Raw genomic sequence first — 24,113 nt, forward strand, 5'->3', positions numbered from 1 at the left:
CTTTACCTCCTCCCGCTGACAAATAAAGCTTAGATAATATTACCATAAAAGTATAGTTTTTCACAATCAATTACCCTTGATAAACCTCTGGTTTTAATACGCCGATATACGGCAAATTTCGATAACGCTCTGCAAAATCTAGTCCATACCCAACAACGAACTCATCAGGTACTATAAACCCGGCCAAATCAGGTGTTAAATCTACTTTACGACCTTCTGGCTTATCTAACAATGTTACAACCTTAACAGATTTTGCTTTACGATAATGAAACAATTCAACTAAATAGTTTAATGTTAGTCCACTATCGATAATATCTTCAACAATTAGTACGTCTCTTCCTTCTACGGATGTATTTAAATCTTTTATGATTTTAACCTCGCCTGATGAAACCATTTCATTTCCATAACTAGAAACATCCATAAAATCCACCTCTAAGTGGATGTCCATTCTTTTAATAAGGTCGCTCATAAAAGGCATTGCTCCTTTTAATACACCAACCACTAGAGGAAAACTATCACTATATTCTTTAGATAAATTAGCACCTAACTCTCTAACTTTCGTTTGAATTTCCTCTTCGGATATCAATACCTCTTTAATCTCATCTTTCATCATGACTAAAAAATAACCCCCTAAAATAAATGTAAAATAAAAACATTTCACCAAGTTTTCAATGCTGTAGTAGCCTTACGTTGTCTTACCAGTTTACCTTTTGGCCTTCATTAAGAGTAATAAGGATAACCAAATAGCAATGCCTTTATCATTCAACTTAGTATGTAAAATTATATAACCTCAATTACTTTCTTTATAATATACCAAAAGAAATTTCTTTGTCTCGCTAGAAATAGTTGCGATCGTGGACCTCTTTAAACCTGGTACCCAAATAATCTCACCATTACCATCTACCAAAATTGGCCAATCATCTCTTTTCTCTCGTTCAACTTTATTATCAATAAATAGACTTTTCAATTTTTTAGTTCCTTTTAGCCCTTTATATGAGAGACGATCACCCTTTTTACGTGTACGTATCGTTAGAGGAAGGGTTAACTTTTCCAAATCACATACTATGGCATTCCCATTAAGGTTAGCATCAGGGAGAGCTTCAAGCACTTCTCCAATTATATTACCCTTTTTCACTGTAACAATCCCTGGTATCGGGAAATCCAATTGATAACTGGTAGTCTGTGTTATTCGGTTGAAAGTAAACGTGCATTCGTCATAAGATTTCTTTATGATTAATCCTTTTGGAAATTGTATTTGTCCAGAAGGACGAGAATTTTTCAAGAATGATAAAAACTCCTCAATATGTATAGTGGTAATATCTAGCATGTTCGTTTTATAAAGATAATTTAATATTAGTTGAAAGCCTCTTCTTTGTAAAGGGACAGCAATATGATTGAAAGTAGTTATAGAAAGTACTAGCTCCTTGTCCCTTCTGCGAATGATTGCTTTACTGATTTCCTTTTCAGCAAGTTCTTCTAATAATAATTGATCCTCTAACATTAACTCACTTTGCTGTTGAAATCTAAGATGTACTGATGGGTTTTCCTCTTTTAATATAGGTAGTACTTTATTTCTTATCCTATTTCTTAAGTATTTTGATGATAGGTTACTTTGATCAAGACGTGCAGCAAGGTTTTGGGTTTCACAATAAGTATTAATTTCATCTTTACAAACACATAAAAACGGCCTAATAATTTCACCAGTGGAAAACCGTCGTCTTACAGGTATACCAGCTAAACCGGCTCCATATGCACCTCGTACTTGCCTCATGAGAATAGTCTCTACTTGATCATCACCGTGGTGTGCTAAAGCAAGCTTATCTGCAGCATACTTTATCATAATTTCTTGAAAGAAACGGTATCGACACTCCCGTGCAGCGACTTGAGTACTAACATTATGCGTACGTTGATATGATAAAACATCTATATTTGCACCCTCAAAAATAATACCACTTTCAGCACAAAATTGCTGAACGAACATATAATCTAGCTCCGCTTCTTCTTTACGGAGCATGTGGTTTACATGAGCTGCAACTAAGGTGAGGTTATAACTATGCTCCTGTTCTTTTAAGAAATGAAGGAGAGCAATAGAATCTGGGCCCCCAGAAACTCCAACGATAACTGTCTCGCCATTAAGTAGTAGCGAATGTTTCTTTATGAAACGATTAACGATTTGCCTCATAACGGTAACTATTCCCCTTCCCTAATGAAAATACAGATAAGGCAAATACTACGCCTGCTGCTATCGCTCCTGCTTGTAACATCGTCTCAATCCCTAATTGCAAACCACCTAAATAATCCCCTTCAACAAATGCTAACATTGTATAATACGCTCTACTTCCGGGTACTAATGGTATAATCCCCGGAATTGTAAACGCGGTAGCCGGAATCCGAAATTTTTTTGCAAGAAAGTGGGCTAATGTCGCCGCAGTAATAGAAGCAATACTTGTTGCGAATATTGCGGTAACACCATACTCCGGAAGTGTACGAGAAATACCAAAGGCAAGCATCCCAATAAATCCACCTACTAAAAGTGATTTTCTAGGAACACTAAAAATAATTCCAAAGGAAACAGTAGCAAAAAAACAAACAATCAATTCTATTATCATTGTATACACCTAGCTTTTACAGAAATAATGTTATTGCCAAGGCAATACCCGTGGCAATAGATAGGGATGTGATGGTTGCTTCAGCTCCGCGACTAACCCCAGCAACAAGATCTCCACTCATTAAATCTCTTACTGCGTTAGTTAATGGAACTCCAGGGACTAGAGGCATTAACGTTCCAATAATTATTTGATTTAAGTTGGTACCAAGTCCAAAGTAAACGAGACCAATCGCAACTGTTCCACCCATAAAAGCAGCTATAAACTCTGCAAAGAACTTCACCTTTAAATATCTTTCAACCTCGATCAGACATACGCTTGCCGTTATCCCAGCAATAAAAGCAGGAAGGGAATCTTTGATACCACCACCAAATAAATAGGAAAATCCACCCCCTGCAATTCCAGAAGCTATATGTATAAGCCAAATAGGATATGCGAGCCTTGCTCTTGCGATATTTTTAAGCTCTAAATAGGCTTGTTCAGTAGTTAGTTTACCAGTAACAAATTCACGAGAAACTTGATTGACAAGTGATACCTTATTTAAATCATAATTCCTGTCATCAATACGAATCATCTGCATAATGTCGCCTCGTCCATCTTCTTCAAAAGAGAGAAAAATACCTGTTGTTGTAACAAAGCTATGTACATTTTTTAAATTAGCGGCATTAGCCATTCGTTCTAATGTTTCTTCTACCCGATATGTCTCTGCCCCGTACGTAAGCATTATTTCACCCGCAAGCAAACACACGTCCATCATTTGATCAGCCTTGCCCATTCCAATCCTCCCTTATTTAAAGAAAATGTAGAATTGTTATGTAAAGATTAAACATCCTACGCCACTTAAAAACACAATTCTACATCATTTGTCCAAATAAGTATAGGATATATGCTAATAGAAGGAAAGAGGCAAATAAAAATGTTTCGATAAGCCCATTTGATTTTTCTCCTCTTGAATCTTTGTTTGTGGTTGTTGGCTTTTTAGCGTGTTTCGTCGGGGATTGGGTAAAAGATGACTTACTTTTACTAATTGCACTAATAACATCTTTTTTCATTAGCTGCGCATTGCTGTATTTACCCTGTAATCCGTTTAAAAGAACAAAATCATACTGCTTTAAAGTTGGATGCTTTTCAATTTTTTCCTTTAGCTGTTTCAAGCCTTCACCGTTTTTTTCAAAGCGCTTAGGGTAACATATATTGATGATGATCATAGAGACACTAAAAAGATCATACGTAATCTCAGCTCTACGTGTCCCTAATCCCCAGTAACCACGATCAAAAAACTCCGTATACTCCTTAATCGATCGCCCTAATAATGTTGTACCACCTACATCAATCCAACGCACTCGTGCTGGCGGTCCGATAACAATTAAATTATCAGGCTTTAAATCACCAAACACCCAACCAGCTTGATGTAGACGATCTAGATCACCAAGAAGTTGTACAATAAGAATTCCAACCCACTCGCTTCCTTTCCCTTGCATAAAAGGAATAAGTCCTTGTCCCTTTAGATACTCCATGACATAAAAAGGAAAGGTCCCTTCTTGAGTTACCCAGTCATCGACATCGATTAAAGAAGGCCCAAGGATTTGCCCTTGGACCTTGGAAAAATGCTTGAGGACATTTACCTCTGAAGTAATTGCCATACTGTTTAAACCTATTTTCAAAGCGACCAACCCTTTTGGCGACTCTGCTAAGTAAACAGAACCTGTCGCTCCGTTACCAAGCTCTCTTACTATTTTGTAAGGCTGCTTGTGCCATTTCCCTAAAATTTTTGTATCAGGAGATAAATTACATACCTGACTCTTCTTGATACTCATCAGAAATCAGACTCCTTCTACTTTTTCTTGGAAACATGGAGATAGCTTCTTGTAATGCCGGACCTGTAGGTGTAATACCACCTAGAGATAGCTTATGGAATACACCAGTTAGAGACTCAATTTTTGGTGTCCAACCGACTAACTTGTCAACAGCTTTTCGTTTCCCTGGAAATGAATACAATGAAAAATGATTTGTACCAACTCTCGAATTGAGACTAATCGATAGGTCAGTTAGAGCTTCTTGAACCATTACTAGTTTATTTTTCATACTAGCACTAGTATCAACTAATATTAACAGCTCTAAGTCCATTGTTTCCCCTAGTTCATCAACGACTTCCATAACCTGTCCTCTTTTTTCCGGTGGCAGATCTTCTATTTCTTGGTTTTGTCCTAGTATCTGAGTAAGCTCTCTATTAACAACCCCATGAATAGTTTGTGTCATAGCTTTTCTTGTCACCATTTGAACAGTCTTTGCTAACTGCTTTGCATAAACAACTTGACTAATTCCACCACCACTCATAGCTATCGATTTAATTTCTTCTATCCCTTGTTCACTGATTTGGTCATCTTCAACTACACCAATAACATTAACAGTTATTCCTTCCTCTTTAGCCAAGGCCGCAATAGCAATTGGATCTTCCCCTTGATTTGAGCACCCATCGGTTAATAATAGTATTTGCTTTAACGTTCCTTTTCTCATAAGCTATTTCCCCTCCAATTTTATGAATGTTACCATCATTCACTCTTTTAGGAGGGAATATACTTTAATATTCAGAATTTAAGTATTAAATGTTATCTTAACATCTTTAACAACGATTCACCTACCTTCTCACCTTATTCATTCTAAAGTAGCTTTAAAAGCCTACAGTGCTTTCTTCTTTCTATTTAATCCAACTGTCTGATACATAGGTATTGTCGCCCATCTCGGTAAATTTCTTTTCACATTCGCTACAACAACAGTCATATCATCGTCTATTTTATTATCCCCTGTACGAATTACTTGTTCAATTATTAAATCAGCAACTTCTTGTGGTTCTGTTGCTTTAATTTCTTTTATGATACGTTTCATCCAAGCTTCACTATTCTCAACATGCTTTGGACCATCAAAAATTCCATCACTCATCATAATTAACAAATCTCCAGCCTTTAATTGCTCACTGACAACATCAACATCAAATTCATTTATAATTCCCATTGGTAGATTACTAGCTTCTACCATAAAAACTTTATCTCCCCTTTTTATAAAACTAGGCGTAGAGCCGATTTTCAGGAATTTTGCCGAAGCATCTTGCAAATCAATCATCGCTAAATCCAATGTAGAGAAAATTTCATCGGTAGAACGTAAAGATAGAACTGAGTTCACAGACTTAATAGCCACTGTTTCTTCTATGCCAGACTGTAATATATTTTGAAGAAGCTGCAATGTTTCATTACTTTCTAAATGAGCTCTCTCACCATTTCCCATTCCGTCACTTATTGCAACGGCATATTTACCAGCCCCAATCTCCATCGTTGAGTAACTATCACCAGAAATCCACGCACCACCTTTAGCAACTGTCGCAATACCAGTCTCCACAACAAATTGTTTAGCAGAACCAAATGATACATTCGTATAACCGTTAGGGTAGTAGTTTTTATCAGCTTTCTTTACTACAATCGTTTCTTCTAAAATATGGGACAACATCGGAGCAACAATTTTTTCACATTCACCATGTTCATTTGTAGGTACACTAATTTCAATATCTACATTCCCCTCGTCAAGTTGGAATATCTCTACATGTCCAATATCTACCCCTGCATCACGAAGGGCATCAAGTATTTGCTCCTCTTGAATTTGGAGATTTTCCCTTTCTTTTTGTATTTCTTTCGCAAAATCGCCCATTACCTTTGAAACTCCTAAAAGTTGGTCTGCAACAAGTTTTCTACTTTCTAGTAACTGCCTTTTTAATTTTTTTCCTGCATGATACTGATTCAATTCATGTTGAATCACATGAATTACTTTCTCTGCCTTCAAACAATACCTTTCCCAATCAACTTTTAACCGTTTATTTACTTGGTGTTCATTTTCGTAACTAACCATAATTTCTTGCATATGATTATACGTTTTATCAAAATTTTTCGTCCAACACTGCTCCTTTCGAAAACACATTTGGCATGTTTTTTCCGTAACGTTACTTAAAAAGTAATCAACTTCTCGCTCTGGGTCTTCCTCATCAGTATCTACTTGGGCGCTAGAAAAACTGTTTGATAATGTTTGAAATAGGGTTGAGAATTGTTCAACCTTTCCAGCTGTTACATCTCTAAATTTTCGTAAATATTGTTGTTGCTCCTTCCAATATTCTGCAGTACCTGGAATATACTTAGAGATCCTCATAATTAAATTTCGTGGGGTTATTATAAATATAAGTATAGCTACTAGTGATTCCATTACTGTTAATGTGATGGTTCCACTCCCGTCCCCATATAAGCCTATTAATAGTGTTCCAACTAAGAGTCCAATACCAACGCCTATTTTTTTCCCATCTTTTAATAGGCCACCTAACAAGCCTGAGAATGCTAATAAACTCATTTGGTAAAGACTTGCAACACTCGCTAAACTTAAAATTAGCCCTGTTACCACTCCAACTGTTGAACCGATAGCAGCTCCACCGACAAAAGCAAAAATTAACACTAAGTATCTAGCTAAGATATTTTCAGCAGCCATACCGTAAAAAATCCAACCGATCGTACCTGTCATAACTGAAGCAAGTAAAATAATTAAGCAAATGATTTCTTCATTTTTCAAAGAATGTTTGCGCTTTCTCTCCGTAATAATTGGAACACTTTGAATAAAAATCATCGTCAGAATAAAACTTAGACCACCCTCAACAACCGATACTAACCAAACATAATTCGTAATTGTTCCTTCTAAAACATACGCAAGCAACGTTTTAGAAATAAAAATAGCAGCAAAGACTAAAAATGGTAATAACCTTGATTTGTTGTCATATAATCTATTGAATAAGCGATATAAAAATAAAAATGTTAAAATAGAAACAAAAGCATAACCACCATTCATAGGATCAATTGTGATTGCACCGGCTATTAAAGCTAACATAGCAATAGTAGACTTTTCCCGTTTTAATAGAAAGATTGCTGCAAAAAACGGCAAGATAAAAGGTAGCATTTCTGATAAAATGATTGCCCGTCCAAGTAAAAATCCAATAATGAAAATTAAAAATCCCCATTTATAGAAGATAAGTGAAAATAGTTTGCCAAATCGATCCGTCTCACTTTCCTTTAGGTAGTTATCCCCATTCATTGAATTTGACAGTACCGTTCCTCTCATTGGTTCAACTGCTTTCAGTACTTTTCGAAACACTTATATCCACCACCCGTTTTTTTATCGTGTTTCTATTATAAGCAGATCTTTCTTTCAATTTTTGTCAAAACAACAGAGCTTGTCTAAAAAAGTGTTCGACTTGTTTCTAGTAAGCTAGTCAAAAAAACACTCAAAGACCGTACAATAATTTTAGTCTATGTAAAAGCATCTCGAATTGTACTACAAAACCAATTCCAAAAGGCGAAATTTGGAAAAAGGTTTTTCCTTAAGAAAAGCGCAAGGCGGGCACCTTGCGCTAGACAGTTTCCAAATAAGAAATTTTATACTTTCTTACCTTAAAACTAAAACACCCTTCTATCCGAAGGGTGTTTTATTATATATTAAAGATATTTATTATGTTCAATTGTCAAATGCAGCAAGTTAGCCTCGTCTAGCACCTCGACCTCCGCGTTTTGATTCTGTGTTACGCTTTAAAGAAGTAAGTCTTTCCTCACTATCTTTTAAAAAGCGATTCATTTTGTCCTCAAAAGAAAGGGATGGACGAGCTTGGTTATTCCTATTGCCATTATTACGAGATCCATATTGTTTGTTTCCTGGTCTTTCTTGATCACGATCACGTGGCGGCCTTTTTTGAGGTCTTGGTTGCTCTTCTTGTGGACGCTCTTTAGCCTTTCTTATTGAAAGTCCAATTTTACCGTCCTTTTCAACTGCAATAACTTTAACCTCAACTTCATCACCAACTTTTAATATTTCATTGATGTCTTTAACATAATTATCCGCTACCTCACTAATGTGAACAAGCCCAGTAATACCACCTGGCAGCTCAATAAATGCTCCAAAATGGGTGATACCTGTTACCTTCCCTTGTAACTTGCTGCCTACTTCGATTGACATGAAAAAAATGCTCCTCCTTAAAAACATAATTATAATACTATCTAATTATACATGATAAAAAAAACAAGTGTCAATCTGAAGTAATAGTTGGAAGTTTAAAGATAATCTCTCCTGGTTTAGTTAAGAAATAATCTCTTCTAGCAATTTCTGCAATGTACTCAAGACTATTTAAATTTTCGATTTCGTCTATGAGATCTCTCTCCACTAACTGTAACTGAACTAGTTCATTCTCTAGATATTGTTTTTTCTCTATTTTCTGACTAAGAACAGTATGTTGTGATTGTAGAGTTATTACTGTAGCTACCATTACAGTCGCAACAAATAAACCTAAGGCACTAAGGCGACGAACAAGTCCTTTATTACTTATTGACTTCTGCTCTATTTTCTTATCATGCTGTTCAATGTAATGAGAGTTCAGCTCTCTTACATTCCTTTGTTGTGCGCTATTCATCCTCATCACCCTTTTACGACCCTTATTTTAGAAATTTACTCTTTTTTATTAAGCCGTTGTTTTATATAGTTCTTTATTTTGCTTAAAAATCCTAGTTTACTTTTATATTTTTTGATTTTTTCCTTCGGCAAAAGCCTCCAAATTCCTTTACCAATCCAAACGAAAGGTGTATAAATGACTTCCAAAAGGAAAAATATGACTGATATTGTAAAACTTATTACCATCATACACAGCTTGTATAAAAGTTTCAACAACTCTTTCGTAGGATTTATAATAAGCATAAATAAAGCAGCTTTACAAAATTTATAGGTTTTAATAATTGTTGAGATAAGTGCTTCTAAAATCTTTAGATATATACTAAATAAAAGAGCGCGATAGCAAGAATAACCACACAACAGAGCAAGCAAAATATAAAATCTCATTTCTCCTTCATTTACTTGCAATAAAATATAAAATACAAGAAGCCCTTGTAAAACCCAAAACAAACTATCATTAATGACTGTAATCCATTTTTTCCAATTACGACCTCTAATTAAGCGGCTATAGGTGTCGATAGCCATACCTAGCCACCCGCCCATAGCCACCATAATAAGCATGGTTTGAAGTTGAACTGTTAGACTCACTTGAATAACTTCCCAAAGAAGCCTTTAGCCTTATCATTCTGTTGCTGATCTAAATATACAAGGTCGTAAATTTTTCCTTCAATAGAAACAATACCTTGATCTACATCTAGGTTTTTCATGTGAAGATTGTGCCCCCGAATTGCTAAAAACCCTAATTCTGTTTCCATTAAGAACTCTTCGTTATCAAAGCTTTCCACTTGCTTTACTCCTGTAATATCTAAGTGTTTTCTCCCCCGCATAGTAATATTATGTTCCTTCATCTTTCTATCTCTCCCCATTGGAGTGCCAAATTCATACTGATCCATACTAAATTCCTCCTCGTATCCTCTATTTACGCTTATATTTATGTAAACGAGTTAAAGATTAGAACAAGCCTTTTTACAAAGCGGTGTTTTGTAAAAAGTGTAACCTAGAAGCAGGTTTTGCGAGGGCGAGTAATCGCGCATAAGGGCTATCAGAGATGTATTTCATATAGATATTAAAGCAGTTGTATGACTGAAGTGACCGAGCTCGTAGGCTGCTTGTGCTAGACAGTTTCCAAGTTAGAAATTTATAAATTCTGATTATTAGAAAAAGGAGTGACCGAGGTCATCTCCTTTTTCTAAAATTGATTTTCTGTTGTATGAACTGGTTCCTCTTTTAATATCGTGTACATGGTTGCTGCTTCATCTTTTTTAGATGTTTCCTTAATATCATCAATTCTAACAGTTACCATCTTTTGGCCGAAGCGTACTTTTAATTCATCACCAATTTTCACCGTTGAACTTGCCTTTGCAACTTGCCCATTTATCGAAATTCTTCCTTGATCAGAAACCTCTTTTGCTAGAGTTCTACGCTTGATTAAGCGTGACACTTTCAAAAATTTATCTAACCTCATTTTTATCCCCCCAAATTAACTAAATTACAGTTGATTAAAATAACTTTTTGTATGCTAGCAACCAAATTACATCTTTTTCGCGTCTTCCCATATGGCATCTAAATACGCCAAGTCCACTTCAGCAAAGGTTAGCTCACGTTCTTGTAGTGTTTTTTCAATATAAGCAAATCTGTTAAAAAATTTCTCGTTTGTTGAGTGGAGCGCTAACTCAGGATCGATCTGATAATATCGAGCCAAGTTAACAAAGGCAAACAATACGTCACCAAACTCTTTTCTTGCTCTTTCTGAATTATTTTGCTTTGTTTCAATCATAAATTCAGCAATTTCTTCTTGAACCTTCATCCAAATCGGAGCTACTTCATCCCAATCAAAGCCAACTTTTGCAGCCTTTTTTTGGAGATTACTTGCACGAGATAAGGCGGGCATACTTTTAGGAACTCCCGATAAAAACGAATGATCACTTTGGCCACTTGTTTCTTTTTCCTGTCGCTTAATTTCATCCCACTTCTTAATAACTTCGTCTGAATCAGGTAAATTTCCTTCTCCGAAAACATGTGGATGTCTTCTAACCATTTTTTCCGTGAGAGAAGAAATAACATCGTCTACCGTAAACATTCCTTCATCTTCACCAATTTGAGCGTGCAGCATAACCTGCAGCAGAACATCACCTAGTTCTTCTGCTAAATGATCCTCATCCTCTTCATCAATAGCATCAAGAACTTCATATGCTTCTTCTAATAAATATTTTTTCAGAGAGGTATGAGTCTGCTTTTTATCCCAAGGACATCCGTTAGGGCCTCTTAGGTGAGCAATTACTTCTCTTAGTTTATCAAAATCACGATAAAGAATTGTTTCGTCTTTAACCGGTGGTACATAAACAGCTGTTAAGTTATTTAAAGTAGCTACACGATCTAACTCATATAGTGGTACCTTTTTGATCTCTTCTTGGCTACTCCCTGCTGCAGTGACGATCGTAACTTCATATTCATCAGGTAATAGATCCATTAAAGTTAATTTCACTTCACTTGCAATAAATGCATCGTAGACTTGGCAAATAATAATATGGTGCCTTACTTGTATTTCCGCTTTTAAAAGCTCCGTCCCATCAACAATTTGACAGCCTTCAATAGGGTCAATTTGTAAAGCTTGAAACATATTATCTAGAAAGCTTTGACCACCAACAATCTCTAAAGTAATATTGTGTTCCTTTGATTGTTGTACTAGTAACTGTACGGTACTTTCAGCAACAAAAGGGTGACCTGGAACGCCATAAACAATATCTTTTTCCTTTGCTTTTTCTATTAGTTCGGATGTGATTTCTTGATAAACATCTTTAAATTGATCATTATTTTCATATATGTGGTCAAATGATTGATAAGTAAATCCTTCAGCTTCAAGTTGTTCGACAACTGGGTGTTCTTTCGTTCGGAGATACACATTTTCAGATTTCATTAATGTATGGTATATACCTAAAGGCATTTGATTAAGGTCTCCAGCCCCTAAACCTAAAATAATAATTTTCCCCATTACCTTACCCCTTCCAGGTGTATATTAAGTTTATAAGTTAACATTTCTATTGAATTTAACAACATAAGCCTGATGAACATTTTTAATAACAATAACCTAGTTATGTACTATTTTTTGACTGCATAAACGCTGCAAGCTTTCTAATTTTCGGTATATGTTCTAACTCATCTTCTGAAAATAGCTTATTTATTATCATCAATACTAATAATATAAAAACTCCAATGGTTACACTACTTATAGCAATAAAAGCATTACCAATCCGACTATAGACTAAATCACTAAAAATAATAAAACTACTTTGCTTCCATATAAAAGTAACTAACCCCATAACCACTAAAGAAAAAATTGTCTTTATTGCTCTTGGATACTGTATCGCCGGCAAAACATTGATCTTTCGTAACACATAGAAATTTAAACTTGCACAGATAGCACATGAGATTACCGTAGCCATGGCTGCACCCAATGTACCGTGTACAGGAATTAACCAAAGATTAAGTATTAATTTAACGAGTAAACCAACTATTACATGAACAACAGTAACATAAACTTTGTTTAACCCGTGTAAAATAGCTGATGTAGTTAGAAAAACGGATGTAAAAAATATCGCTATGCCCATAGTACCAAGGACAACATAATCTTTATTGTCTTTAAAAAGCATCACGTTAGTAGGATCTATAATGACTGCAAGACCTATTGAGGCCGCTGCACCTATGAGAAAGCTAATACGAAAGGCAAGGCCACTATACTTTTTGACTAAATCTTGTTTTCCCTCTAAATTTACCTTCGCAATAAGCGGTACGATTATTAAAGAGAAAGACGTTGTAATTACTGTACCCATCTGCACAAGAGGTTGTCCACGATCAAAAACTCCTTTAGAGATCTTTGCAACTTCTAAGGCTACCCCATTTTCGAGTAAAATTCTTAATACAGTAATTGAGTCAATAAGTTGAAAAATAATCAATAAAAGACTACTAAGACATACCATAATCCCTTGAATAAAAATGATTTTTACTATGTCCATACTTATTCGTTTATTGTATAGAGGCGGATCAGTTTTTTTATATTTTTGATAATAAAATAAAAGAACAAAAAAACCAATAACCCCTCCAATAATTGAAGCTATTGCCGCCCCAGTTCCTGCAGCATAGGGTCCATAACCATTTATGATAAAAATATAGGTTACAAATAAAATGGCACATACTCGAGAGAATTGTTCACTAACTTGAGAAACAGCTGTTGGCAACATTTCCCCCTGACCTTGAAAAAAACCTCGCAATACAGAAAGAAAAGGGATGATAAAAAAGATAAACGAAACGGCTCTTAAAGGGGTTTCTAAATTTTCATCGCCCATATATTTAGCTAACGTTGGAGTAGTAAAATAAATAAGGATAAAGCCTAAAAAGCTGAATGTTAGTAAGCTCCAAAAAGCACTCTTAATAATTGTATGACGCTCATTTTTTCTTTCTGAAATCAACCTAGAAATAATGATCGGAAATCCATATGTAGATAAAGCAACCGCAACTCCATAGATAGGATAAATTTGTTGATAAACATAAAACCCTACATCTCCAACGATGTTTTGAAATGGTACCCGATAAATCGCACTTAAAATTTTTATCACGACCGCTGCGAGGGACAAATACAATGCACCCTTCCATAGCTTCTTGCCTTTATTCAATTCGCTTTGCATTTTATTCCACCTAAACCTTTCACAAAACTCTTGCTATTATAGCATACAGTTTCAACTCCAAGTATTTCTAATCTTTTATCAAATGAGCGGATTCCATAATTATACTCCCCCCATCACACCAGTCCATATCGAAACATTTCAATTTCACTAAATATAGTCAATGCTCTTCAAACTTGTATGGTGAAACCAGTAGGAAATTTATTGATATTTATTTTGGGTAAATAGAAAAAGAAGGGTCAATAACCCTTCTAAACGGCTCTTATATTAATTACTTTTTTTATTACTTTTATTGCTCCATTTGTCTTGCTAAAAATCCAGCTGCTGTTTCAGACAATTTTTGTTCAACGTCGCCCATTGTTCGATCATTTTTTGATAGCATAACTACAGCACCAATTGGGTCACCATTTGCTACAATAGGGGCAACTACATATGATGTAACCTCTTCGGTAGAATCCCCTACAATGTTATATTCACCCTGGCTTGTTTGAACGATAGACTGTCTGTCATTCATAGCAGTCTCAACAATTTCACCAATACTTTTGTTAGAGTAATCTTTCTTTGAACCGCCCGCAACAGCTATATATGTATCGCGATCAGCTATAAGAACGACATGATTTAAACTTTCAAAAAGCGCTTCCGCATATTCTTTGGCAAAGTCACCTAACTCAGAAATTGGGGAGTACTTCTTTAGGATTACTTCTCCGTCTCTATCGACAAAAATTTCTAATGGATCGCCTTCACGAATTCTTAGCGTTCGGCGTATCTCTTTTGGGATTACTACACGACCTAAATCATCAATTCGACGTACAATTCCAGTAGCTTTCATTTCTGATGATGCCTCACTTTCTTTGTTGTAGTTACTTGATGTTAAGGAATCAATTTCTTTAGCTTAGAACTAAGAAATTAATACTTAATTCTTAGTCTTATTATCCTTCTTTAAGTAAGAACTATTCACCATTTCTTCAATTATTTGCTTAATTGTAGTAACTGGCTTTTACCATTTTTATCACGGCAAGCTTAGTTTTTCTTTTTTAGTGAACATTATTCAAAAAGGCATCGTCAAATGACGAAATAGGTCGTTTACTTACTCTTCTTTTTTCACTGTCCAAATTTTTGTTACTATTTCTTCAATAATCTCCAAATATCGTATTGATGTAAACGATTTTGTCTTAATGTTTATTTTTATTTTTTGTCCAGATGTTCCGACTGAAAACTCACGGCCCATTTTACTTATCATTTCAAAAAGCTTCACTCCATCAATACGTTGACTTTCTTCTTCTGTTAAGACAATGGAACATTGTTGAGGGTCTTCTGTTATCGATTCTACTTGTTCCTTTTGAGCTAGCAATTTGATAGAAGCTATTTTTAATAAATAATTTACTTCTTGTGGGAAATCGCCAAAACGATCGATCATCTCACTTTGAAGATCTTCAATATCTTCTTTTGACTCGATGGACTTAAAACGCTTATACATATCAATCTTTTGCTTTGAATCATTAATGTATGACTCTGGGATATAGGCATCGACGTTTAGATCCAGTTCTACTTGGTTTCGAACAGCTTCTGTTCGATTATCTCCTTTACGTTCCTCGATTGCCTCTTTTAGCATTTGGGAATATAAATCAAAACCTACAGAAGCAATAAAACCATGCTGCTGCGCTCCTAATAAGTTTCCTGCTCCTCGGATAGATAAATCTCGCATGGCAATTTTAAATCCAGATCCTAGCTCGGTAAACTCTTTAATTGCTTGTAACCTTTTTTCTGCAACCTCAGATAAAACTTTATCTTTTTGATACGTGAAATAAGAATAGGCTACGCGATTGGAGCGCCCTACCCGTCCTCTTAACTGATATAGCTGTGACAAGCCCATTTTATCAGCATTATATACAATTAACGTATTAACATTTGGAATGTCTACACCAGTTTCAATGATCGTTGTTGTTACTAAAACATCACTGTTCGCTTCTAGAAAATCAATAATAATAGACTCTAACTCAGTTTCATTCATTTTTCCATGGGCAAATGATACTCTAGCATCCGGCACGAGCATAGCAATTTTATCAGCCATTTGAGCAATATCTTCTACTCTATTATATAGGAAGTATACCTGCCCACCTCTACTTAACTCTCTTTCAATTGCTTCACGTACTAGACCTTCGTTATATTCAACAACATAGGTTTGAACCGGAAAACGGTTTTCTGGTGGAGTTTCAATAACCGATAAGTCACGAACCCCTAACATCGACATATGCAATGTTCTTGGAATCGGTGTGGCTGTCAATGTTAATACATCTACATTCGCTTTTAGTTGCTTAATTTTCTCTTTATGTGTAACACCAAAACGCTGTTCTTCATCAATAATTAGCAACCCTAAATCCTTATAAATAACATCTTTAGATAAGAGACGGTGTGTTCCAACCACAATATCTACCGCACCTGACTTCAACCCTTTAAGGGTCTCATTTTGCTCTTTTCTTGTTCTAAAACGGCTCAACAGGCCAATATTAATTGGATGGTCACTAAAACGCTCACGGATCGTCTCATAATGCTGTTGCGCTAAAATAGTTGTTGGAACTAAGAATGCAACCTGCTTTCCATCCATTATTGCTTTAAACGCAGCACGAATTGCTACTTCTGTTTTCCCATACCCAACATCACCACAAAGTAGGCGATCCATTGGCCGTTGTTTTTCCATATCTTCTTTTATTTCCTGAATACAACGAAGCTGATCTTCGGTTTCTTCATACGGGAAAGATCCTTCAAATTCTCTTTGTTCGAGACTATCTTTTGAGAACGCATAGCCGACACTAGCCTCTCTTTCTGCATAAAGCTTAATTAAGTCATCAGCAATATCCTCAACTGAAGATTGAACTTTTTTCTTAACTTTTTTCCAATCAGTGCCGCCTAAAGCGTAAATCTTAGGATCTTTATCCTCTTGACCAACATATTTTTGAACTTGATCAATTTGTTCAACTGGAACATATAACTTGTCATTCCCTGCATACGTAATATGGAGGTAGTCTTTATGAATTCCATTAATCTCTAAGGTTTGAATACCTAGATACTTTCCGATCCCATGATTAATATGAACAACCAAGTCTCCAACTTTTAACTCAGAATAATTTTTAATTCTTTCGGCATTTGAAAGCTTTTGTTTTCTTTTTGGTCGTTTTGTTTTTTTCGTAAATATCTCTTCTTCTGTTATCACAATTAGCTTTTGTAGAGGCAACTCAAAGCCACCTGTTAATTGGCCCACAGTAATTTGACATGAACCACCAACAAGTTCAGAAGAACTTTCTAATAAGTTTGCACCAATCTTATAATCTTCCAAAATATCTTCCATTCGCTTAGCGCGCTCTAGATCAACTGAAGTAATCACAATTTTGTACTCTGCTTTTAACCATCGATCTACTTCGCTTTTTAAAAGGTTTAATTGACCATGGAAGTTTTGCATTGTTTTACAGTTGAAATTAACTATATTTTTTGGACTCGTATGAGGAACGTGCCGTAAGAAAAGTGAAAAATAAACAAATGGAACGTTTGTCTGTTGAATCATTTCATCCAAATTTTTTGACATCGTAAGTTCAGAAATAATAGCACCTTGACTTAATAATGTTGTTTGCCATTCGGCTTCTTCTTTTTCAAGATTGATACCCATTTCTTGTACACGACTAATTTCATCTATGAAAACGACACCATTTTCTGGCAAATAATCAATAAGGGTCGTTACTTTGTCATAGTACAGAGACATGTATTTGTACATACCTTCAAATGAACTTTTTCTATTTAATAGCTCGACTTCGTAATTTATTTGATCTACTAATGCTTCTTTAACTTTTGCATTTTTTACTTTTGTTAATGTAGTAGATAAACCTTCCTTTAATCTTTTCGCTCCTAACTCATAGTTTTTGTCTTCTAAAATAACTTCTTGAGCTGGTCCTATATTTATATGGTTTAACTGTTTTTGAGATCTTTGAGAATCAACGTCAAAAAATCGAATCGAATCTACTTCTGTATCAAATAATTCAATTCTTAAAGGCATTTCTTCTGTTAAAGGATAAATATCAATGATCCCGCCACGTAAACTAAACTGCCCCGGACTAGAAACCATATCAGATCTTTGGAAACCAGCTTGCACTAATTTTTTTAGTGTTTGCTCAACATTAATCTCATCGCCCACTTTAAATACTATTTGAGACTGTTCCCAAATATCTTTAGGTGGTAACAAACGTCTTAAGCCAGAAATTGGCGCAATTACAATTCCTGTTGATTGTTGTTTGCTTAAGAAATTTAAAACTTCTATTCGTTGCCCTCTCATTTCTGGACTAGCAACAGCAATTTCAGACGAGATTAACTCGTTAACAGGATATAGATAAACTAGCTCCTCTCCCACAAGACTAACTAAATCATCATATAACTTTTGTGCTTGAAATAGATTATTGGTAATTATTAATTGTGGTCGCTTCGATTGTTCAAATATGGAAGCTAGCAATAAAGTTCTTGCTGAGCCTGTTAGCCCTGATATCATCTGTTCAGTCAACTGAGCTTCAATACCATCTAAAACTGCTCTTACATCATCATCTTGTAAAAAAAACTTTTTCAAACCGAACAAAGCCTTTGCCTCCCCCTTTATATACATAGTAGCTCTCTATCTTTTAAAAATGTTTTTTTCAACTTCCGCTCACATATTCAATGACTTGTCTTAACCAAAGCGAAAATGCTTTGGTAGGCACCAAAGCTAAGCGTCTCGTACAAAATATTAACTTACCTGAATTATTGAATAAACGTTTGATTTTCGTGAAAATGTGGATTTCGCTCTAATGCTTCCTGGCAGTCTTCACAAATCGTATCAACGTGAATATCTCCTGTTTCATCATATTTGATCATTTCAGTTCTCTCAGATTGATCTAACTGATGAAATCCTAATTTTTGAGCTTCTATTTGCTTTTGTTCTATTTTCCCTACAGAAATCCCACAATGGCGACACTGATAATGGATAGTCATAAATATTCCTCCCTAATCATAACATTTTTCTCTCGTCTTTAGTATGTAAAAGTCTCTTTTCACTCTTCTTAGTAAGGTGAGGAGAATCACTTTGACTAAAAACCACACAAAGTAAAAGACATGAAAAATTCTTATTATAGTATGAACGATAGGGAGGTATTCTATGCAGTTATTAATTAAAACTATTCATCACATTCAGGAAGTCTTTACTTAACCAACTTTCACAAGCATTCGCTGCATGTTGAACAGATTCATGAACATCTTGCTTTTCGGATGGGGGGAAAGTACTAAGGACATAATTAGCCACCGCAATTCCAGGTTCAGGCCTTCCAATACCAACTCTAATCCTTTTAAAATTTTCGGTTCCTAAATGGGCTAGCATTGATTTTATACCATTATGTCCACCATGACCACCTTTTTGCCGTAGGCGTATTTTTCCTGGTGGTAGATCTAAATCATCATAAACAACTAGTACATTATCGATTTCAATTTTATAAAAATCGATTAAAGGTCGAACTGCTTCACCTGATAAATTCATATAGGTAAGCGGTTTTAATAAAAATACCTTTTCACCACCAATGGTCTCATAGCCAAATAAACCTTTCCACTTTTCTTGATTCAAGGTAATGTTTAGGTTTTTGGCACACTGGTCTATCACATGGAACCCAACATTATGTCTAGTATCCTCATACTTTTTTCCTGGGTTACCAAGTCCAACAATTAACTTCACCTATATTTCCTCGCTTTCCTTCACTAACACATGAATATCTTTCTTCCCTACATTCGCTAAAACTTTATGAATCCCTTTAATGAATTTCATCATTCATTATTTTCACTACTTAAGATACTATATCTAGTTTCGTTGAAATATCGGTAACTAGATATAGGTTTATGTAGCTCATTTTTTGTAATGATGAAATTCACTCAATTAAATAAAAAGGCATAACCAAACGGCTATACCTTACAAATTTTATTCTTCTTGCGCTGAATTTTCAGCTTCAGCTTGGACTTCTTCTTTATCAGCTTTTTCTTGCTGTTCGTCTGGCTCATTTGCTAATGTTGGTGCTAAGATTGACATGATCCCTTCTTCTGGCTCATTGTTAATTTCATATTTATTACTAGCTGGTAAATCCCTAACTTGCAGGGAGTCCCCAATCATCATATGAGAGATATCAACTTCAATTGCTTCAGGTATATCAGCTGGTAGCGAGCGAATAGAAACTTCATAAAGAGTTTGCTGAATGATACCACCATCTGCAATTCCTGCTGCTTCACCAACTAAATGAACCGGTACATTAGCATCCATCTTTTCCTTCATGTTAACTTTATAAAAATCAACATGGATAAGATCACCTTTTAAGTCATCGACTTGAATATCATTAGCGATTACTTCGTGAGTCCCACTATCTGTTGCCAAAAAGATAATCCCATTTTTACCAGTAACCTTTATTGTTTTTAAAAAGTCTATCCCATTCACAAAAACCGCTTCACTAGGGAGGTCTTTCCCATAAACAACTGCAGGGACATTTCCTTCTTTTCGAAGTGCCCTTAACTCAGATCCTTTTAGTTCATCTCGATTACTAGCTTTCAACATAGTTCCCATTGTTTTTTCACCTCATAATTTTTCATTACTTTATATGGTGTACCCATTACCGAGGCTTTTTAACCAATAATTACTATGAAAAATTTCATAATCAAAATTATTGTACATTTGAAGTTCCCTAAAAGGCTGAACTTTAAGCTACATCTAGTCAAGAACCATGCCACTCGACTAAATGTAGCTTCTAAAAGCAATAACTATAGTAAATGTTATTTAGTAAACTATTTTGTTCATTGAATGATGAATTTAATCAAAAAGTACACTTACAGATCTTTCTTCATGAACATGAATAATCGCTTTTGCTAATAACGGAGCAACAGACAACGGCCTAATCTTATCAATTAATTTATCTTCACTTAATGGAATTGAGTTTGTAACAACTAACTCTTTAATTTTTGAGTTTGCAATTCTTTCAATCGCCGGACCAGAAAGAACTGGGTGTGTACAACATGCATAAACTTCTTTCGCTCCGCTCTCTACTAATGCATTTGCTGCTAGAGTAATTGTCCCAGCAGTATCAATGATGTCATCAATAATAATAGCTGTTTTACCCTCAATATTGCCGACAATGTTCATAACTTCTGATACATTTGGCTTTGGACGACGCTTGTCGATGATTGCAATCGGAGCCTTTAGTCGATCGGCCATTTTTCTTGCTCGAACTACACCACCATGGTCTGGTGATACGATTACGATGTCATCAAGTTGCTTTTCTTTAAAGTAATCCGAAAGAAGAGGCACAGCTTGTAGTTGATCAACTGGAATATCGAAAAAGCCTTGAATTTGCGTAGCATGTAGATCTAATGTAATAACACGAGTTGCACCTGCTGTTTCCAGTAAGTTGGCAACTAGTTTAGCTGTGATCGGCTCACGAGCTCTTGCTTTACGGTCTTGACGTGCATAACCATAATAAGGTAATACAACATTTATCGTTTTTGCCGATGCACGTTTTAATGCATCGATCATGATTAATAATTCCATAATATGTTCATTAGCAGGTGCTGAAGTCGATTGAATAACGAAAGTATCACAACCTCGAATACTTTCTTCAATGTTAATTTGGACTTCACCGTCACTAAATCTTGCTACTGAGCTTTTTGATATTGGAACACCAATCTTTTCTGCAATTTGTTCTGCTAGAATTGGATTTGAATTTAACGTTAATACTTTTAAACTTGGATCATCATATTTGACCATTATCGGACTTACCCCCATGAATAATTACTTATTTTTTTCCTAACTTCTTGGCATAATCAGGTTTGTTTGTTTGTCTTTCTCGCGCAACAGCTAATGCATCTCCTGGCACATCATGAGTAATTGTAGAACCTGCTGCCACATATGCGTTAACACCAATTGTCACCGGTGCTATTAAATTTGAGTTACAACCAATGAATGCTCCATCTTCAACTTTTGTTAAATGTTTATTAATTCCATCATAATTAACAGTAATAGATCCGCACCCTAAATTAACATCATTGCCTATGTCGGCATCACCAATGTAACTCAAGTGAGACGCTTTACTCGCTTTACCAAATTTAGATTTCTTAACCTCTACAAAATTCCCTATTTTCACTTCATCACCAATTTGTGATTCAGGTCTAATATGTGCGAAAGGACCGATAGTAACATGATTTCCAATTTCACTATTAGATACAACCGATTGTTTAATAAAAGTTTGGTTACCTATCGAACTATCATTTAGTTCTGTATTAGGTCCAATTTGGCAATCTTCACCTACAATTGTTTTTCCTTTTACCATTGTCCCAGGAAGAATAATAGTATCCCTCCCTATAGTAACATCAGCCTCGATATACGTATTTTGAGGGTCAATGAGTGTAACGCCATTTCTCATATGCATTTCATTAATGCGCTTTTTCATGATTTCTTCTGCATTTGATAACGCAACACGATCATTAACTCCTAATGTTTCATCAAAGCTGCTCGTTTGGTATGCCGCAATTAATTGATTCTTTTTTTGTAAAATTTCAATAACATCTGGTAAATAATACTCACCTTGTGCATTATTGTTTCCTACTAATTTTAACACCTCAAAAAGTGCCTTATTATCAAAACAGTAAGTTCCTGTATTAATTTCAGTTATCAAAAGTTCTTCTTCTGACGCATCTTTTTGTTCGACAATTTTCTTCACTACCCCACACTGATCTCGTACTATTCTCCCGTAACCAGTAGGGTTATTAGCTTCTGCTGTAAGGATAGTAGCTTTTGCTCCAAGTTCTTCATGGTAATTTAGTAACTCTTCCATCGTCTCTTTCGTAATGAGAGGTGTATCACCGCAGAGTACCATAGTAACTCCATCTTTATCCTTTAACAAAGACTCCGATTGCATAACTGCATGACCCGTTCCTAACTGTTCTTCTTGTAATACGTACGTTACTCCGTTACCTAATTGTTCTTTTACTTTTTCGGCACCATGTCCAACAACAACAACAGTTTCTTCAACCCCAATTTGGGAAACTTGATCAACTACATGCTGTACCATAGGTTTACCGCAAACAGAATGAAGAACTTTATAAAGTCGGGATTTCATTCTAGTCCCTTGACCAGCGGCTAAGATTACCGCAAAACGATTGTTCATATCTATCCTCCAACGGTTCTTTTTTTCCATTACGAATATATCTTAAAACGGTTGTCTTTTCAAGCTAACATTAACATTTCGTTAAAAACGTTTTTAGAATATGTGTACATTTACTTATTAGATTTTGATTTATTACTAAAAATATACATTTTATATAGAATAAGGACAAACGATTTTACAGGAATTTACAAATCCTATTCGCGCGTCTTAGATTTATATACCACCGAAAAATTTGTGCAAATAAGAAAAGCGCAAGCGCCTTGGTCACGAGCGAAAGGCACTGGAAGGCCTTTGACAGAAGCCGCTCTTTGGCTTCCGAAAAGGACTGAAGTGACCGAGCTCGTAGGCGCTGAAGCTAGACAGTTTCCAAGTTAGAAACTTATAAATTCTGATACTGTAAGAAAAGCGCAAGCGCCCTTGCTCATCGACGTAATAAGCTGGACTGAGTCGAGTGAGATATAGGAGAGTCGAAAGTCGTTAGACTTTCGTTCTCGACTTATCGTAGACGAGACGAAGGAAGCTTTCTAGTCGATAGGGCGCTGTAGCTAGACAGTTTCTAAGTTAAAAACTTTATACTTTCTTACCTTGAAAAAAAAATGACTAAGGATTTTATAAATCCTTAGTCATTTCGGTTTTTGTTGTTATGAAGCACCTGCTTCTTCATATTCAACTTGTTCTATATCTCCAGCTTTTTCATATTCAGCTAATACTGCTGATTGAATTTTTTCTCTCGTTTGAGAGGAAATTGGATGTGCGATGTCTCTAAATTCGCCATCTGGAGTTCTTTTGCTTGGCATTGCTACAAACATACCATTATTTCCGTCAATCACTCGGATGTCATGGACAACAAATTCATGATCGATCGTAATGGATGCTATTGCACGCATTCGCCCTTCCGTATTAACACGGCGTAGTCTCACGTCTGTTACTTCCACTTCTGCCACCACCTTTTTCCAGTTAAGTAAGTCTTTTAATAAATTCAACACGTAATCTTCATTTCCTTCTTAAAAAAACGAAAAATTTTAAAAATAAACTTAGTTTCTTTGATTTTTAAGCAACGTTCACAAAATTTCCAAATCCAATAAACATATGTGCCTACTTATTAA

23 protein-coding genes are annotated in these 24,113 nt (G+C 35.4%); 1 reads left to right on the forward strand and 22 read right to left on the reverse strand.

Going from position 1 to position 24,113, the window contains the following annotated elements; all coding sequences use genetic code 11:
- Positions 1 to 70 precede the first annotated feature (70 nt).
- The 4 genes from hpt to BKP45_RS08840 all read right to left on the reverse strand — a co-directional run bounded on the left by hpt (position 71) and on the right by BKP45_RS08840 (position 3,363).
- Entirely contained in the window at positions 71 to 610 is a 540-nt protein-coding gene (gene hpt, locus BKP45_RS08825) for a hypoxanthine phosphoribosyltransferase (protein ID WP_211272961.1), read from the reverse strand.
- Between the two features lie 180 nt (positions 611 to 790).
- The gene (gene tilS, locus BKP45_RS08830; RefSeq protein ID WP_071389361.1) at positions 791 to 2,182 is read right to left on the reverse strand and encodes a tRNA lysidine(34) synthetase TilS; all 1,392 of its coding nucleotides are present in this window, start codon (positions 2,180 to 2,182) and stop codon (positions 791 to 793) included.
- Positions 2,166 to 2,609, reverse strand: coding sequence for a threonine/serine exporter family protein (locus BKP45_RS08835; RefSeq protein ID WP_071308258.1), 444 nt, complete (start codon positions 2,607 to 2,609; stop codon positions 2,166 to 2,168). Before BKP45_RS08835 ends, tilS begins: the two co-directional genes overlap by 17 nt.
- Positions 2,610 to 2,625: 16 nt before the next feature.
- Positions 2,626 to 3,363 (reverse strand): threonine/serine exporter family protein, encoded by a 738-nt coding sequence (locus BKP45_RS08840; RefSeq protein WP_407639588.1) that lies wholly within the window; start codon positions 3,361 to 3,363, stop codon positions 2,626 to 2,628.
- On the opposite strand from BKP45_RS08840, the gene BKP45_RS23545 reads away from it, so the two are divergent.
- Complete coding sequence (locus tag BKP45_RS23545) at positions 3,304 to 3,432, forward strand: HNH endonuclease (protein WP_084787779.1); 129 nt, start codon at positions 3,304 to 3,306, stop codon at positions 3,430 to 3,432. The genes BKP45_RS08840 and BKP45_RS23545 overlap by 60 nt on opposite strands.
- Positions 3,433 to 3,460: 28 nt before the next feature.
- Here BKP45_RS23545 and BKP45_RS08845 read toward each other — a convergent pair whose 3' ends face one another.
- The 18 genes from BKP45_RS08845 to spoVG form a co-directional block, all read right to left on the reverse strand.
- Entirely contained in the window at positions 3,461 to 4,423 is a 963-nt protein-coding gene (locus tag BKP45_RS08845) for a protein kinase domain-containing protein (RefSeq protein WP_071389363.1), read from the reverse strand.
- Positions 4,395 to 5,123, reverse strand: coding sequence for a VWA domain-containing protein (locus BKP45_RS08850; protein ID WP_071389364.1), 729 nt, complete (start codon positions 5,121 to 5,123; stop codon positions 4,395 to 4,397). The genes BKP45_RS08845 and BKP45_RS08850 overlap by 29 nt, the downstream gene beginning before the upstream one ends.
- A gap of 162 nt (positions 5,124 to 5,285) precedes the next feature.
- On the reverse strand, positions 5,286 to 7,724 hold the full coding sequence (gene spoIIE / locus BKP45_RS08855) for a stage II sporulation protein E (RefSeq protein ID WP_245747415.1): 2,439 nt from the start codon (positions 7,722 to 7,724) through the stop codon (positions 5,286 to 5,288).
- A gap of 441 nt (positions 7,725 to 8,165) precedes the next feature.
- A complete protein-coding gene (locus BKP45_RS08860; protein WP_071308263.1) occupies positions 8,166 to 8,639 on the reverse strand; it encodes a S1 domain-containing RNA-binding protein in 474 nt (157 codons plus the stop codon).
- A gap of 70 nt (positions 8,640 to 8,709) precedes the next feature.
- Positions 8,710 to 9,090, reverse strand: a complete 381-nt coding sequence (locus tag BKP45_RS08865) for an FtsB family cell division protein (RefSeq protein ID WP_071389366.1) — start codon at positions 9,088 to 9,090, stop codon at positions 8,710 to 8,712.
- A gap of 35 nt (positions 9,091 to 9,125) precedes the next feature.
- On the reverse strand, positions 9,126 to 9,713 hold the full coding sequence (gene yabQ / locus BKP45_RS08870; RefSeq protein WP_071389367.1) for a spore cortex biosynthesis protein YabQ: 588 nt from the start codon (positions 9,711 to 9,713) through the stop codon (positions 9,126 to 9,128).
- On the reverse strand, positions 9,710 to 10,018 hold the full coding sequence (gene yabP, locus BKP45_RS08875) for a sporulation protein YabP (RefSeq protein ID WP_071389368.1): 309 nt from the start codon (positions 10,016 to 10,018) through the stop codon (positions 9,710 to 9,712). Before yabP ends, yabQ begins: the two co-directional genes overlap by 4 nt.
- Positions 10,019 to 10,314: 296 nt before the next feature.
- On the reverse strand, positions 10,315 to 10,590 hold the full coding sequence (locus BKP45_RS08880; protein WP_071308267.1) for an RNA-binding S4 domain-containing protein: 276 nt from the start codon (positions 10,588 to 10,590) through the stop codon (positions 10,315 to 10,317).
- A 66-nt stretch (positions 10,591 to 10,656) separates the two neighbouring features.
- Complete coding sequence (gene yabN / locus BKP45_RS08885; RefSeq protein WP_071389369.1) at positions 10,657 to 12,117, reverse strand: bifunctional methyltransferase/pyrophosphohydrolase YabN; 1,461 nt, start codon at positions 12,115 to 12,117, stop codon at positions 10,657 to 10,659.
- 100 nt (positions 12,118 to 12,217) lie between these two features.
- Positions 12,218 to 13,807, reverse strand: coding sequence for a putative polysaccharide biosynthesis protein (locus tag BKP45_RS08890; RefSeq protein ID WP_071389370.1), 1,590 nt, complete (start codon positions 13,805 to 13,807; stop codon positions 12,218 to 12,220).
- Positions 13,808 to 14,093: 286 nt separating this feature from the next.
- Complete coding sequence (gene spoVT, locus BKP45_RS08895) at positions 14,094 to 14,633, reverse strand: stage V sporulation protein T (protein ID WP_071389371.1); 540 nt, start codon at positions 14,631 to 14,633, stop codon at positions 14,094 to 14,096.
- A 258-nt stretch (positions 14,634 to 14,891) separates the two neighbouring features.
- Positions 14,892 to 18,419, reverse strand: a complete 3,528-nt coding sequence (mfd, locus tag BKP45_RS08900) for a transcription-repair coupling factor (RefSeq protein ID WP_071389372.1) — start codon at positions 18,417 to 18,419, stop codon at positions 14,892 to 14,894.
- A 161-nt stretch (positions 18,420 to 18,580) separates the two neighbouring features.
- A complete protein-coding gene (locus BKP45_RS08905) occupies positions 18,581 to 18,811 on the reverse strand; it encodes an anti-sigma-F factor Fin family protein (RefSeq protein ID WP_071389373.1) in 231 nt (76 codons plus the stop codon).
- Between the two features lie 172 nt (positions 18,812 to 18,983).
- Positions 18,984 to 19,541 (reverse strand): aminoacyl-tRNA hydrolase, encoded by a 558-nt coding sequence (pth, locus tag BKP45_RS08910; RefSeq protein ID WP_071389374.1) that lies wholly within the window; start codon positions 19,539 to 19,541, stop codon positions 18,984 to 18,986.
- 240 nt (positions 19,542 to 19,781) lie between these two features.
- Positions 19,782 to 20,414 (reverse strand): 50S ribosomal protein L25/general stress protein Ctc, encoded by a 633-nt coding sequence (locus tag BKP45_RS08915; RefSeq protein WP_071389375.1) that lies wholly within the window; start codon positions 20,412 to 20,414, stop codon positions 19,782 to 19,784.
- 243 nt (positions 20,415 to 20,657) lie between these two features.
- Positions 20,658 to 21,608 (reverse strand): ribose-phosphate diphosphokinase, encoded by a 951-nt coding sequence (locus BKP45_RS08920; protein ID WP_071389376.1) that lies wholly within the window; start codon positions 21,606 to 21,608, stop codon positions 20,658 to 20,660.
- Positions 21,609 to 21,636: 28 nt separating this feature from the next.
- The gene (gene glmU, locus BKP45_RS08925; RefSeq protein ID WP_071389377.1) at positions 21,637 to 23,007 is read right to left on the reverse strand and encodes a bifunctional UDP-N-acetylglucosamine diphosphorylase/glucosamine-1-phosphate N-acetyltransferase GlmU; all 1,371 of its coding nucleotides are present in this window, start codon (positions 23,005 to 23,007) and stop codon (positions 21,637 to 21,639) included.
- Positions 23,008 to 23,648: 641 nt separating this feature from the next.
- Entirely contained in the window at positions 23,649 to 23,942 is a 294-nt protein-coding gene (gene spoVG, locus BKP45_RS08930; RefSeq protein WP_071308276.1) for a septation regulator SpoVG, read from the reverse strand.
- Between the last annotated feature and the right edge of the window lie 171 nt (positions 23,943 to 24,113).

It is taken from the genome of Anaerobacillus alkalidiazotrophicus (genome assembly GCF_001866055.1).